The sequence below is a fragment of the Streptomyces sp. cg35 genome, from assembly GCF_050410835.1.
Taxonomy (GTDB): Bacteria; Actinomycetota; Actinomycetes; order Streptomycetales; family Streptomycetaceae; genus Streptomyces.
Genome location: NZ_CP191268.1, coordinates 5572126 through 5586187 on the forward strand (window position 1 = coordinate 5572126; position 14062 = coordinate 5586187).

The 14062-nt window shown below is 72.1% G+C and carries 14 protein-coding genes; 12 read left to right on the top strand and 2 right to left on the bottom strand.

The features are described 5' to 3' along the window. Positions 1–30: 30 nt before the first annotated feature. The 3 genes from ACQUQD_RS25520 (at position 31) to ACQUQD_RS25530 (ending at position 3603) form a co-directional block, all read left to right on the top strand. On the top strand, positions 31–798 hold the full coding sequence (locus ACQUQD_RS25520; RefSeq protein ID WP_428954456.1) for a YidC/Oxa1 family membrane protein insertase: 768 nt from the start codon (positions 31–33) through the stop codon (positions 796–798). Between the two features lie 134 nt (positions 799–932). Further along, a complete protein-coding gene (locus ACQUQD_RS25525; RefSeq protein WP_428954457.1) occupies positions 933–1790 on the top strand; it encodes a fumarylacetoacetate hydrolase family protein in 858 nt (285 codons plus the stop codon). Positions 1791–2169: 379 nt separating this feature from the next. Next, a complete protein-coding gene (locus tag ACQUQD_RS25530) occupies positions 2170–3603 on the top strand; it encodes a choice-of-anchor A family protein (protein WP_428954458.1) in 1434 nt (477 codons plus the stop codon). Here ACQUQD_RS25530 and ACQUQD_RS25535 read toward each other — a convergent pair. Both ACQUQD_RS25535 and ACQUQD_RS25540 read right to left on the bottom strand, forming a co-directional pair. Further along, positions 3587–4066, bottom strand: coding sequence for a heme-degrading domain-containing protein (locus ACQUQD_RS25535; protein ID WP_428954459.1), 480 nt, complete (start codon positions 4064–4066; stop codon positions 3587–3589). The two genes, ACQUQD_RS25530 and ACQUQD_RS25535, sit on opposite strands and share 17 nt — an antisense overlap. Further along, positions 4063–5145, bottom strand: coding sequence for a Gfo/Idh/MocA family oxidoreductase (locus tag ACQUQD_RS25540; RefSeq protein WP_428954460.1), 1083 nt, complete (start codon positions 5143–5145; stop codon positions 4063–4065). The genes ACQUQD_RS25535 and ACQUQD_RS25540 overlap by 4 nt, the downstream gene beginning before the upstream one ends. Between ACQUQD_RS25540 and ACQUQD_RS25545 the strand changes: the two genes are divergently transcribed. The 9 genes from ACQUQD_RS25545 (at position 5144) to ACQUQD_RS25585 (ending at position 14004) form a co-directional block, all read left to right on the top strand. Next, on the top strand, positions 5144–6340 hold the full coding sequence (locus ACQUQD_RS25545; protein ID WP_428954461.1) for an ROK family transcriptional regulator: 1197 nt from the start codon (positions 5144–5146) through the stop codon (positions 6338–6340). The two genes, ACQUQD_RS25540 and ACQUQD_RS25545, sit on opposite strands and share 2 nt — an antisense overlap. Before the next feature lie 150 nt (positions 6341–6490). Continuing rightward, complete coding sequence (locus ACQUQD_RS25550) at positions 6491–7312, top strand: hypothetical protein (protein ID WP_428954462.1); 822 nt, start codon at positions 6491–6493, stop codon at positions 7310–7312. Positions 7313–7378: 66 nt separating this feature from the next. Next, positions 7379–8146: a GntR family transcriptional regulator gene (locus ACQUQD_RS25555; protein ID WP_428954463.1), complete on the top strand. Its 768-nt coding sequence runs from the start codon at positions 7379–7381 to the stop codon at positions 8144–8146. Positions 8147–8293: 147 nt separating this feature from the next. Then, the gene (locus ACQUQD_RS25560) at positions 8294–8419 is read left to right on the top strand and encodes a hypothetical protein (protein ID WP_428957789.1); all 126 of its coding nucleotides are present in this window, start codon (positions 8294–8296) and stop codon (positions 8417–8419) included. Further along, positions 8416–9504, top strand: a complete 1089-nt coding sequence (locus ACQUQD_RS25565; RefSeq protein ID WP_428954464.1) for an ABC transporter ATP-binding protein — start codon at positions 8416–8418, stop codon at positions 9502–9504. Before ACQUQD_RS25560 ends, ACQUQD_RS25565 begins: the two co-directional genes overlap by 4 nt. Beyond that, entirely contained in the window at positions 9497–10369 is an 873-nt protein-coding gene (locus ACQUQD_RS25570) for a 2-aminoethylphosphonate ABC transporter permease subunit (RefSeq protein ID WP_428954465.1), read from the top strand. Before ACQUQD_RS25565 ends, ACQUQD_RS25570 begins: the two co-directional genes overlap by 8 nt. Positions 10370–10455: 86 nt before the next feature. Then, a complete protein-coding gene (locus ACQUQD_RS25575; protein WP_428954466.1) occupies positions 10456–11253 on the top strand; it encodes an ABC transporter permease in 798 nt (265 codons plus the stop codon). A gap of 32 nt (positions 11254–11285) precedes the next feature. Next, on the top strand, positions 11286–12347 hold the full coding sequence (locus tag ACQUQD_RS25580) for a 2-aminoethylphosphonate ABC transporter substrate-binding protein (RefSeq protein WP_428954467.1): 1062 nt from the start codon (positions 11286–11288) through the stop codon (positions 12345–12347). A gap of 160 nt (positions 12348–12507) precedes the next feature. After that, positions 12508–14004: an alkaline phosphatase family protein gene (locus ACQUQD_RS25585; RefSeq protein WP_428954468.1), complete on the top strand. Its 1497-nt coding sequence runs from the start codon at positions 12508–12510 to the stop codon at positions 14002–14004. Positions 14005–14062: the final 58 nt, after the last annotated feature.

The following is a 14062-nucleotide window of genomic DNA, read 5'->3' on the forward strand; positions in this document are numbered from 1 at the left end:
CGGCTGACGAGACCCCCGGAGGGCTCACCCATGTCGTGGTTCATGTCCGTTTTCGCGAGCCTGGTCGCGCACCTCGCCGACCTGCTCCAGCCGCTCTTCCACGCCTCGGCCACGGCCGCGGCGATCATCCTGTTCACCGCGTTCGTACGCCTCCTCGTCCACCCCCTGTCGCGCGCCGGGGCCCGCGGCCAGCGCGACCGGCTCAAGCTGCAGCCGCGCATCGCCGAGCTGCGCAAGAAGCACAAGAAGAACCCCGAGGCGCTGCAGAAGGCGATCATGGAACTGCACCGCGAGGAGAAGGTCTCCCCGCTCTCGGGCTGCCTGCCCATGCTGTTCCAGATGCCGGCGTTCTTCCTGCTCTACCACCTGTTCTCCAGCAAGAGCATCGGCGGCGACCCCAACGCGCTGCTCGGCCACACCCTGGGCGCCGCCCCGCTCGGCGGGAACTTCAAGGACGCGCTCGCGCACGGCGGGCTGTTCGGGGCGCAGGGCCTCGTCTACGTCGCCCTGTTCGTGCTCGTCGCGGCCGTGGCCACCTTCAACTACCGGCGGACGAAGCGGCAGATGGCCCTCTCGGCCGCCGCGACGCCCGCCACCGACCAGCCGCAGGTCCCGGGCATGGCGACGATGACCAAGTACATGCCGCTGATGTCGTTCATGACGCTGTTCTCGGTGGCCGTGGTGCCGCTCGCCGCCGCGCTGTACGTCGTCACGTCGACGACGTGGAGCGCGGTCGAGCGGGCCGTCCTGTACCGCGACATGCCGTACGGGGCGGCGGCCGCGGCACCCGCGATCTGACCGGTCGGTCCGGTCCAGTCCGTGAACGGGGTATTGCGGACTGGACGCCGAACTTGGAGGATCGACCAGACCTCCGATGGTTGAAGGCCGCACCTCGCCAGGGAGGCTCCTCCTAGATCAGAGGGAGTTACACCATGAAGCTGCTGCGAGTCGGTCCGGCCGGAGCCGAGCGCCCCGCGCTCCTGGACGCCGAGGGTGCCCTGCGCGACCTGTCCGGTCTGGTGCCGGACGTCGACGGGGCGCTGCTCGCGGACGACGCGGCGCTCGACCGGGTCCGCGCCGCCGCCGCATCGGGCGAGCTGCCCGTACTCGACGCGGCGGGGCTGCGCATCGGCCCGCCGGTGGCCCGGATCGGCAAGGTCGTGTGCATCGGTCTGAACTACCACGACCACGCCGCCGAGACCGGTGCCGAGCCGCCCGCCGAGCCCGTCGTCTTCTTCAAGGCGGCGGACACGGTGGTCGGGCCGGACGACACGGTGCTCGTGCCGCGCGGCTCCACCAAGACCGACTGGGAGGTGGAGCTGGCCGTGGTCATCGGACGTACGGCCCGCTATGTCGAGTCCCAGGAGGCGGCGCTCGCCTGTGTCGCCGGGTACGCGGTCGCGCACGACGTATCGGAGCGCGAGTTCCAGATCGAGCGCGGAGGCACCTGGGACAAGGGCAAGAACTGCGAGACGTTCAACCCGCTCGGCCCGTGGCTGGTGACCGCCGACGAGGTCGCCGACCCCCAGGCGCTCGGCCTGAAGCTCTGGGTCAACGGCGAGCTCAAGCAGGACGGCACCACCGCCGAGCAGATCTTCCCGGTGGCCGAAGTGGTGCGCTACGTCAGCCAGTTCATGACGCTGTACCCCGGTGACGTGATCAACACCGGTACTCCGGCGGGTGTGGCCATGGGGCAGCCCGAGCCGAAGCCGTACCTTCGCGCCGGGGACGTCGTGGAGCTGGAGATCGAGGGGCTCGGGCGGCAGCGGCAGGAACTCAAGGGGGCGTAGGCGCTCCGCTGGGGGGGCGGGGGGATCGCCTGTGCGCTGTTGGGGTTGTGTGGTGTGTTGGTGGGTGCGGCGTTGTCGTGGCTTGTCGCGCAGTTCCCCGCGCCCCTGGGATGCGCACTTCGTGCGGCATCTTCGGGGGCGGCAGCGGCAGGAACTCAAGGGGGCGTAGGCGCTCCGCTGGGGGGGGGCGGGGGGATCGCCTGTGCGCTGTTGGGGTTGTGTGGTGTGTTGGCGGGTGCGGCGTTGTCGTGGCTTGTCGCGCAGTTCCCCGCGCCCCTGGGATGCGCACTTCGTGCGGCATCTTCGGGGGCGCCTCCGTTCGGGGGCGCCCCTCGCGTGTCTGCCGGGGGTTGAGGTGGGTTTTTCCCATAGTGCGCCTATGGGAAAAACCCGCGCAGTCACCGTGGCCGCCGCAGTGGCCCTGACCGTCGGCGTCGTCGCAGGCGTCGCCCACGCCGATCCGCTGCCCGGCGGGCTCGGGCCCTGCAAGGGGAGCAACTGTCCGGACGCGTACCCGGACCCGAACAACGGGACCCCGACCGGCCGCGACAACAACATCAACGTCTTCGTCGGCGGCGACATGCTCGTGCGCCGCTCCGCCGCGGAGGCCGAGGGCAAGGTCGTCGTCCTCGGGAACTTCGACCAGGACAAGGACGCCGGGGTCTCGCAGGTCTACAACGTGGGCGTCGCGGGCGTCGGCTCACGGGTCCCGCCGGACGACGGCACCGACTTCCTCACCGTCGGCGGGAACGTGTCGGTCGGCTCGGGTGAGCGCCTCCTGGTCGAGGACGCCAGCGCCACCGGCGACGTGCGGTACGGGGGCACGCTGACCGGCACCGTCGAGACGGAGAAGATCGCCGACCCCGACGCGGCCGCGCCGTACAAGGCCCTGCGGCAGCAGCTCACCGACGCCAGCCACTGCTACGCGTACGTCGGCGCCGCGCACCGCCCGGCCACCGGCACCGCCGTCAACGACGGCAGCACCACCGTCTTCACCGGCGACGGCAGCTCCCCGATCCAGGTCTTCGACGTCGACTTCGACATGATCAGCCGTAGCGGCGGCCAGGAAGGCTTCCGGTTCGACGGCATCCCCGCAGGGGCCACCGTCCTCGTCAACATCTACGGGGACGCGCGGGAGATCAGCACGTACGAGGGGCTGCTCCCCGCGGAGCTGCGCAACAGGCTGCTGTGGAACTTCCCCGACGCGACGGACGTGACGCTCAGCGGCGCCGCGCAGTTCTCCGGAAGCACCCTGGTGGGCAACCCCGCGAGCACGACGACGGTGACCATGTCCGGGTTCAACGGGCGCTTCTACACGGCTGGTTCGCTCACCCACGCGTCGTCGGCCGGAGGCGGCGGAGGCCAGGAGTTCCACGCCTACCCCTTCGAAGGGGACCTGCCGACGTGCGACGACACCCCGTCGCCCACTCCCACGGTCACGCCGACCCCTACGCCGACGGACTCGCCCACGCCCACTCCCACGCCCACTCCCACACCGACGGACTCGCCGACGCCCACACCGACCCCCACGGACTCGCCCACTCCCACACCGACCCCCACACCCACCCCCACGCCGAGTCCTACCGACAGCACTCCGGGGACGACCGGTGGCGACGACAACGGCGGCTCCACGGGCGGGAGTTCGGGCGGCGGGACCGGTGACACCGGCGGCACCGGCGGCGAGCTCGCCGAGACCGGCGCGTCGGCCGAGGGCGGTGTCGTGCTGGGCTCGATCGCCGCGGCCACCGCGGCGGCGGGCGCGGCGATCGTCCTCGTGGCCCGCAGGCAACGGGCGGTCAGCGGCCGGCGGTGAACCGCTCCAGGGCCTCGACGACCAGCGCGTGGTCCTCGATCTGCGGCAGGCCCGAGACCACGACGACGCCCACGACTCCCGCTCCCCGTACGGAGAGCGGGAAGGCGCCGCCGTGCGCGGCGTAGGTGTCCGGGTCGAGGCGCGAGGAGTCCTCGAACGTCGTGCCCTTGGCCCGGAACCGGCTGCCGACCAGGTAGGACGAGGCCTGGTAGCGCTCCACGACGCGGCGCTTGCGGGCGATCCACGCGTCGTTGTCCGGCGTCGAGCCGGGCAGCGCCGCGTGGAACAGCTGCTGGCCGCCGCGCGTGATGTCGATCGCCACCGGCGCCCGGCGCTCACGGGCCAGCTCGACGAGCAGCGAGCCCAGCCGCCAGGCGTCGTCGTACGTGAAGGAGTCCAGCACGAGCCGGCGCTCCTGCTCCTCCAGCTCGGGGACGCCAGGAGCTTCCTGAGGGTTCGTCACAGCGTCACCGTCACACCGTCGCGGGCCGAGCGGCGGGCCGCCTCCAGCACGTCGAGCGCGGCGGCGGCCTGCGTGGCGGGCACCGGGTTCGGGGCGCCGTCGCGCAGGGCCGCGGCGATCGCGGCGTAGTACGCGGGGTAGTCGCCGTCGACCGTGGGCAGCGGGCGGCCGCCGCCGGTCAGCGGGGACTCGCCGGAGCCGACCCGGCCCCACATCGACTCGCACTCCACACCCCACGGCTCGCCGGCCTCGGGGCGCTTGCCGTCGCGCAGGGCGGCCTCCTGCGGGTCCAGGCCGTACTTCACGAAGCCCGCCCGGGAGCCCAGGACGCGGAAGCGCGGGCCGAGCTGGGCCGTGGTCGCGGAGACGTACAGGTGCGAGCGCACCTTGTTCGCGTGGGTGATCGCGATGAACGTGTCGTCGTCGGCCTCGGCGCCCGCGCGGCGCACGTCCGACTCCGCGTACACGGACACGGCCGGGCCGAACAGCGCCAGCGCCTGGTCGACGACATGGCTGCCGAGGTCGTAGAGGAGACCGCCGATCTCCTCCGGGTTCCCCGACTCGCGCCAGCCGCCCTTGGGCTGCGGGCGCCAGCGCTCGAAGCGCGATTCGAAGCGCCAGACGTCGCCCAGCTCGCCGTCCGCGAGCAGCTTCTGCAGGGTGAGGAAGTCGTTGTCCCAGCGGCGGTTCTGGAAGACGGACAGCAGCAGGCCGCGCTCGTCGGCGAGGCCCGCGAGCTCGCGGGCCTCGGCCGCCGTGCCCGCCACCGGCTTGTCGACGACGACGGGCAGGCCCGCCTTGAGGGCGGCCGTCGCGAGCGGTACGTGCGTCTTGTTCGGGGAGGCGATGACGATCAGGTCCAGCTCGTCGGCCCGCTCCCACAGCTCGTCGGGGGAGGCCGCGAACCGGAGGCCGTCGCCGTGCTCGGCACGGGCCTGGGCCTGCCGCTCCGGGTTCGAGGTGACGACCGTGTCGAGGGCCAGACCCTCGGTCGCGGCGATCAGCGGGGCGTGGAAGACGGAGCCCGCCAGGCCGTAGCCGACGAGGCCCACCGTGAGCGGGGAGCTGTTACCAGTCATGCCTCCACTTAAGCAACGGTGTTGCCAAAGTGCAAGCGCGGGGGACAATGGACCGGTGAACACGCATGCACGGCCCACCGCGGGCGTGAACCTGACCGCTCTGCGCGGGCACAACGCCGCGCTCGTGCTCGACCTGCTGCGCACCGCGGGCGAGGCGGGCATCAGCCGCCTCGAACTGGCCGAGCGCACGGGCCTGACCCCGCAGGCCGTCAGCAAGATCACGGCCCGGCTGCGCGGCGACGGGCTCGTCGTCGAGGCCGGGCGGCGGGCCTCCACCGGCGGCAAGCCGCGCACCGTCCTGCGGCTGGTCGCCGGCGCCGGGCACGCGGTCGGCCTGCACCTGGACCGCGACGAGCTGCGCATCGTCCTGACCGACCTGTCCGGCACCGTCGTCGCGGCCCGGCGCGCCCCGCTCGATCTGGGCGCCGGCTCCGACGCGGTCCTGACCGCCGCGGCCCGCGAGGTGGACGAGCTGGTCGACGGCGGCTCCGCGCTCGGCGTCGGCGTCGCCGTGCCCGGACCGCTCGACCACGCCGACGGGGTGCTGCACCGGGTCACCGGGTTCCCGCAGTGGGACGGGTTCCCGCTGCGCGCCGCGCTCGCCGAGCGGCTCGGGCTCCCGGTCGTCGTCGACAAGGACACGAACGCGGCGGCCCTCGGCCTCGCCCTCGAAGGCGCGGCGGGCGACGGCGAGCGGTCCTTCGCCTACCTCCACCTCGGCACCGGGCTCGGCGCGGGGCTGGTGCTCGGCGGCGTGCTCCATCGCGGCGCGCGCACCGGGGCAGGCGAATTCGGCCACCAGGTCATCCAGTTGGACGGCCCGGAGTGCGGCTGCGGCAACCGCGGCTGCATCGAGGCGCTCTGCCTCGCCGCCGTCACGGACGGCGCGCTCGACGAGGCCGCGCGGGTGCTCGGCGAGGGCGCGGGGAACCTGGTGAGCCTGCTCGACATCGACGCCGTCCTGCTCGGCGGCCGGACCGTCTTCGCCGCCGAGGAGCGGTTCGTCCGAGGCGTGGCCAAAGTGCTCGACGCCCGTGCGCGGCGCGAGGGCGGCGGGCCGGCGATACCGGTGCGGGCCGCGCCCGGTGGCGCCACCCTCGTCGTCGAGGGCGCCGCGCAGCTGATCCTGGCGCCCCTGTTCGGGCGCGGGAAGGCGACCGTCCCCGCCCATCGTCATGAACAGAAAATGATCTGATCGGGGGGACTTCGGGGCGCAACGGGCCGTGGCGCGGCCGTCGCGTCGCGCGCGCGTGGCAGATTCCTGGGCCACGACCACCGGGGCCCGTGGGTCCGCGCTGGTCGTCGACCGGATCCGCGACCGACCCGCGACCAGCAAAGGCCCTGCATGCGACTGCGCCGCCCGATCGTCCTCGGCCTCACCGCCGCCGCCCTCGCCCTCGCCCCGGCGGGCCCCGCCCCGGCGGCGGACGGGCTCCTGCCCGGCCGGGCGTGCGCGGCGAGCTGCGGCGCGGCGGCCGGGGCGGACGCCAGGGCGCGCGACGCGGGCCCGGCCGCCCCCGTCCGGGAGCCCGTCTGCGAAATCTCCCCCGACAGCGGCGACTTCCCGATCGACACCGAGATCCACAAGGGGCCGAGCGACTACCACCCCGGCGGCGGGTACGGGCGCTGGTCGCTCGATCTGACCAACACGACCGCCTCCGCCTGCAGCGCCGTCCACCCGGTCCTCGTCTTCGTCGACCGGCAGCGGTCGTTGCGGCCCCGGCAGATCCAGCTGGAGTTCGACGACGGCACGCGCTGGCGTCCGGTGCGGTTCGAGGAGACCGGCCGGCACGAGCACGTGGGCGTCTTCGACGACGGCTTCCCGGGCTTCTCGGTCGGCCCCGGCGAGACGGTCACCGTGCAGGTCCGGCTCGCGTTCACCTCCGACACCCGGCCCGACCACGTCGTCGTCGACGCCGCGCTCGTGCAGCGCCGGGACGACGACGGCGACTGGGTGGGGGAGTCCGACGACTACCCCTTCGACATCGTCCCGGACGAGGGCGGCGACGGGTACGGGGACCGCCTCGGCTCCGGCCTCCCGGGGCAGCTCGCCAGGACGGGACCGGGCGGCGCACTGCTCGGACTCGGGGCCACCTCCGTCGCCCTGCTCCTCGGCGGCGTCGCCCTCATGGCCGGATCCCGCCGCCTGCGCCCCGGCCGGCGCTGACCCCGGCACCCGGCCCGCACCACGTCCCGCCCCGGGGCGTTCACCGGCGTCTGCGACCATCCCTGCGTGGACTACCCGAACGACCAGGCACCCGGCGCCCCCGTGCGCGACGGCATCCCCGAGCACGGCCGCATCCCGAAGTACTACGCGGTGAAGGCCCGGCTCAGCACCCTCATCGGGGAGCTGGCCGGCGGCGAGACGCTCCCCACCGAGCGCGACCTCGCCGTCCGCTACGAGGTCTCGCGGGAGACCGTGCGGCAGGCCCTGCGCGAGCTGCTGCTCGAAGGACGGCTGCGGCGCCAGGGCCGGGGCACGGTCGTCGCGGGCCCCAAGCTGGAACAGCCCCTCTCCCTCGCCTCGTACACCGAGGGCGTACGCCGCCAGGGCAGGCGGCCGGGCCGCAACCTCATCGGCCTCGACCGCTTCCCGTGCCCGCCCGCGCTCGCCGCCGAGATCGGCCTGGAGCGCGGCGAGCCCGTCTGGCACATGGAGCGCGTCCTGCTCGCCGACGACGAGCGGGTCGGCCTGGAGTCCACGTACGTGGCCGTCGCACGGATGCCGCGCCTCGACACCGACTTCGACCCCGACTCGTCCTTCTACTCGTACGTCCACGAACGCCTCGGCATCGACTTCGGCTCGGCCGACGAACGCATCGAGACGGTGCTCGCGACGCCGCGCGAGGCCCTGCTCATCGGGACACCGCCCGCCCTGCCGATGCTGCTGATCCACCGTGTCTCGTACGACACCGGGGGCCGGGCCACCGAGCGCGTGCGAACGCTTTACCGCGGGGACCGGTTCTCGTTCACCACGCGTTTGGGCGGCGACGAGCGGTAACTACGCATATATCGCGGTCAGTTGACTCTCCACGACTCACGTCGATAACGAGAGCGTAACGGGTCTAGGCCAACCTTGGGTGGCCGTTCACCGTCCCGTTGGTGCCCGGACCCCTGCGGGACACCCGCCCCAAGGAGCGTTGCCGCCGTGAGAGTCATCGTCGTAGGAGCCGGCGTGGTGGGCACCACGCACGCCCGGCACGCAGAGCAATGCGGCCGCGAGGTCGTGCCGACCGAACAGACCGCCGACGAGCAGGACCGGTGGGAAAGGTGACCGACCCGATACCCGACCCCCGCAGCGGCATCCGGTTCGACCGGGTCTCCGTCGCCTACGGCGGGAACACCGTCCTCGACTCCCTCGACCTGACCGTCGAACCGGGCGAGGTGATGGCCCTCCTCGGGCCCTCCGGCTCCGGCAAGACGACGGCCCTGCGCGCGGTCGCCGGATTCGTACGGCCCGCCGCCGGGCGCGTCCTCATCGGCGGGCGCGACGTCACCGGCCTGCCGCCGCACCGGCGCGGCATCGGCATGGTCGTGCAGCAGTACGCCCTGTTCCCGCACATGAGGGTCGAGGACAACGTCGCCTTCGGGATGCGCGCGCAGAAGGTGCCGAAGGGCGAGATCCCGGCGCGCGTCGCCGAGGCGCTGGACCTGACCGGCATGGCGGCCTACGCCAAGCGGTACCCGCGCGAACTCTCCGGCGGACAGCAGCAGCGCGTCGCCATCGCCCGCGCGCTCGCCATCCGCCCCGGCGTCCTGCTCCTCGACGAGCCGCTGTCCGCGCTCGACGCACAGCTCAGGTCCGGCATGCTGGCCGAACTGGCACGCCTGCACCGCGAGTTGCCCGACGTCTCCATCCTCTACGTCACCCACGACCAGGTCGAGGCGCTCACCCTGGCCGACCGGATCGCCGTCATGGACAAGGCACGGCTGCAGGACGTGGGCACGCCCCAGGACCTGTACCGCAGGCCGCGCACCGAGTTCACCGCCTCCTTCGTCGGCAACGCCAACCTCCTTCCGGTCACCGTCGGTTCCGGCGCCGTCTCCTTCGGACAGGCCGAGCTCGAGGTGCCCACCGGCGACGTCGCGCCCGGCGTCACGGCCACCCTGTGCGTGCGCCCGCACCTCGTCGGACTCGGCGACGGCCCCAACTCCCTGACGGGCGAGGTCGCCGAGGTCCAGTGGCGCGGCTCGACGCACCGGCTCTACGTCGACGTGGACGGGCACCGCGTCAAGGCCGACCTGCGCGAGCTGAGGGAGCCGCCCGCCCTGGGCGAGCGGGTCACCGTGCACTTCGCGCCCCAGGACGCGGTGCTGCTGGCCGCCGAAGTCGCCGCGGGGGTGAGCAAGGATGGCTAGCGCCGCCCTCGCCACGCCGGCCGGGACCGTCACCACGTCGCGCCGCATCGCGGGCGGCTGGGTGTGGGCGGTGCCGCCGGTCGCCGCCCTCGCCGTCGTCTTCCTCTACCCCCTCGGCCTCGTCGTCCAGCAGTCCCTCCGGCCCGACACCGGCGGCACGTCGATCGAGCCGTACGCCGATGTGTTCGCCTCGTCCGCGTTCCGCGAGGCGCTCGGCACCACGGTGTGGCTCGCCGTCGGCTCGACCGTCGGCTGCCTCGTCCTCGGGTTCGTGCTCGCGCTGGTCATCGCGTTCGTGCCGTTCCCCGGCGGGAAGGCCGTCGCCAAGTTCATCGACGTGTTCCTGTCCTTCCCGTCCTTCCTCATCACGCTCGCCCTGCTCTTCGTCTACGGGCAGGTCGGCATGGCCAACGGGCTGTGGACGGACGTGACGGGCGCCGCCACCGGCCCCTTCCAGTTCCTGACCACGCCCTGGGGCGTCCTGCTCGCCGAGGTCACGTACTTCACGCCGTTCGTGATGCGGCCGCTGCTCGCCGCGTTCTCCCAGGTCGACACGGCTCAGCTGGAGGTCGCCTCGTCGCTGGGCGCGCGGCCCGCGCGGATCGTGCGGCAGGTCATCCTGCCCGAGGCGCTGCCCGCGCTGGCCGCCGGCGGTTCGCTGGTCCTCGTCATGTGCCTGAACGAGTTCGGCATCGTGCTGTTCACCGGGGCCAAGGGGGTCACGACGCTTCCGATGCTCGTGTACAGCAAGGCGATCCTGGAGTCCGACTATCCGGGGGCCTGCGTCGTGGCCGTGGTCAACGTCCTCATATCCGTCGGCCTCTACGGGCTCTACCGGGTGGTGAGCCGTCGTGCCGGCGCGTGAGTGTTCCTTGTCCGCGGGTTCGTCGTGGCTGAGCGCGCAGTTCCCCGCGCCCCTTCAGGGCGCTGTCCTCCCTGGGGTGAAGTCTCATGCTGGTGCATAGCAAGAAGGGCAAGTGGGCCACCTGGGCCGTCTTCTTCCTCCTCTTCCTTCCGCTCTTCGCGCTGCCTCTTCTCGTCATCGTCGCCGCCTCGTTCGCCACGAACTGGTCCGGGGCCCTGCCCTCCGGGTTCACCGGCGGGCACTACCAGGCCGCCACCAGCGGGGACTCGCTCACCGCGCTGACCACCAGCCTCGTCACGGCCGTCACGGCGAGTGTGCTCGCGCTGGTCGTGGGCGGGTGGGCCGCGCTCGCCGCCGCGTCGCTGAGGAAGGGCGGGCGCCGGGCGATGGACGCCCTGTTCATGCTGCCCGTCGCCGTGCCGTCCGTCGTCGTCGGCCTCGCCGTGCTCGTCGCGTTCAGCAAGCCGCCGATGCTGCTCAACGGCACGCGCTGGATCGTCATCATCGCGCACACGATTCTTGTCACCGCGTTCGCCTACCAGTCGGTCTCGGCGGCCATCGTGCGTCTCGACCCGGCGTACGAGCAGGCCGCGGCGTCGCTCGGCGCCCGGCCCGCGTACGTCCTGTGGAAGGTGAAGCTGCCCCTGCTGCTGCCCTCCCTGAACGCGGCCGCCGGGCTCTGCTTCGCCCTGTCCATGGGCGAGTTGAGCGCCACCATGATGCTCTACCCGCCGGACTGGATGCCGCTGCCGGTGCAGATCTACGCGACCACCGACCGCGGCTCGCTGTTCACCGGATCCGCGATCGCGGTGGTCCTGATGGCCGCGACCCTGATCGTGCTGCTCGCCGTCTCCCGGATCCGCACCAAGGCCTCGTACCGCTGACCCTCGTATCACGCAACGGAGTTCACCTCGCCATGCGCAGAAACACGCTCACCACCATCGGCGCCGTCACCGGCAGCCTCGCCCTCGCCGCCTCCCTGACCGCCTGCGGCGGCAGCTCCGCCGCCTCCGACGAGAAGGCCGTCACCGTCTACAGCGCCGACGGCCTCAAGGGCGAGAACGGCGACGGCTGGTACGACCAGGTCTTCAAGGACTTCACCAAGAAGACCGGCATCAAGGTCAAGTACGTCGAGGGCGGCTCCGGCGAGGTCGTGCAGCGCGCCGTCCGCGAGAAGACCAACACCCAGGCCGACGTCCTCGTCACCCTGCCGCCGTTCATCCAGCAGGCCGACGGCAAGGGCCTGCTCGCCACGTACGCGCCCGAGGGCTCCGACCAGGTCGACGGCGCGGACAAGGCCGCCGACGGCACCTGGACCTCGGTCGTGAACAACTACTTCGGCTTCATCTACAACAAGAAGGAGCTCAAGACGGCGCCCACGACGTGGGAGGAACTGCTCGACGGGAAGTACAAGAACAAGCTGCAGTACTCCACCCCGGGCGTGGCCGGCGACGGCACGGCCGTCGTCGTCAAGGCCATGCACGACCTCGGCGGCAAGCAGCAGGCCATGGACTACCTGAAGAAGCTCCAGGCCAACAACGTCGGCCCGTCCGCCTCCACCGGCAAGCTCGCCCCCAAGGTCGACAAGGGCGAACTCCTCGTCGCCAACGGCGATGTGCAGATGAACTACGCCCAGTCCAAGGACATGCCGAACCTCGGCATCTGGTTCCCGAAGGCCGAAGGCGGCAAGCCCACCTCCTTCGCCCTCCCGTACGCGGCCGGCCTCGTGAAGAACGCCCCGCACACCGCGAACGGCAAGAAGCTCCTCGACTTCATGCTCGCCGCCGAGCAGCAGCGGCAGGTCAGCGCCGTCGGCGGCGGCTTCTCGGCCCGCAAGGACGTCAAGGCCACCGACGAGAACGCCCTCGCGCTCGCCAAGATCATGGACGGTGTGGAGATCTTCGAGCCGGACTGGAACGACATCGACAAGAACCTCCAGACGTACGTCGACGACTGGAAGTCCGCGACCGGCAGCTGAGACCTGTCCGCCGGTCCACCGGGCCCGAGTCCATCGGGCCGGCACGAATGTCCATGGCCCTTCGCTCCCACGTCACCAGAAGATAACGGGTCTGGTCCAAATCCTCGCTGTACTGGGGGAGTTGGCCCGGACCCGTACTCGTACGCCCCTGGAGGAAGACATGTCCCGCCACGGCATATCCCGCCGCACCGTCCTGTCCGCCACCGTCGCCGCGTTCGCGGTGGCCGGCCCCCTCGCGAACAGCGCGCTCGCCGCGGCCAAGGCCCCCAAGGTCCTGGTCATCGGCCTCGACGGCACGCTCCTCAGCAGAATCAAGGACGCCGACGCGCCCCGCCTGAAGGCCTTGATGGCGGCCGGCCTCACCGCGCCCAGCTCGATCTACGCCGACCCGATGGCGCCCACCATGTCGGGGCCCGGCTGGTCGACGCTGATCACCGGCGTCTGGCCCGACAAGCACCACGTGAAGGACAACAACTTCACCGGCCACAAGTTCGCCCAGTACCCGGACTTCCTCACCCGCGTCGAGACCGCGAAGCCGAACCTGTCGACGTACGCCGTCTCCTCCTGGGCGCCGCTCACGGACACGGTCTTCTCGTCGAAGGTCGACACCCGCGTCTCGACCCCGAGCGCCGAGTACGACACCGGCACCACCAGCCGCGCCGTGGACCGGCTCACGAGCGCGAACCCCGACGCCGTCTTCGTCCAGCTCGACAACGTCGACCACGCCGGACACTCCTACGGCGCCGCCAGCCGGCAGTACCTGGACGCGATCCACGGCGTCGACGGGCAGGTCGGGCAGCTGGTCGACGCGGTGAAGTCCCGTGCCACGTACGGCAACGAGGACTGGCTGATCCTCGTCACCGCCGACCACGGGCACACCGACCCGGGCGGCCACGGCGGCTCCACCTGGCAGGAACGGCAGACGTTCATGATCGCCGTCGGCGGCACGATCACCGCCGGCTCCACCCGCTACGACGTCAAGATGCCCGACATCGCCGCCACCGCCCTCGCCCACCTCGGCATCGCGATCGACCCGGCCTGGGGCCTGGACGGCCGCCCGGTCCAGCAGCCGGCCCCGGACGACTTCGACACCCTGCGCGCCCGGCTCACCGGCCCGGTGGACGAGACCGGCATCGGCGCGGGCACCGTCGGCTTCACACACACCCCGCCCAGCGGCTGGAGCGTCGACAACTCCGCGATGGGCACCGGCGGCGTCACCGAGTGGCGCGGCTGGTCCTTCACCACCGACGAGTTCTGGACCAAGGCCGAACGCGACCAGCAGCGCGAGTGCAACGTACGGGCCCGGAACGTCTTCGCGGTCGCCGACGGCGACGAATGGTCCGACAGGACCGTCTCCGGCACCTTCGACTCCACCCTGGTCAGCCCCGACTTCCCGGTCACCGGCGGGCGCCCGGCCACGCTCACGTACACCACCTTCTACCGGCAGGAGTCGCCGCAGAAGGGCGAGGTCCTCGTCTCCTACGACGGCGGCACCCCGGTCTCCGTGAAGACGTACACCGCCGACGTCCCCTCCCGCACCGAGACCGTCGCCCTGTCCGTTCCCAGCGGCGTGACCAGGGCGAAGGTCCGCTTCCGGTACACGGGCGGCAACAACTGGTTCTGGACGATCGACGGGGTCAAGATCAGCACTTCCTGATTAGGCTGTGGGCGTCGGCACAGAGTCGTCCCGGCGCCCCTCAGCTCACTAGATTCAC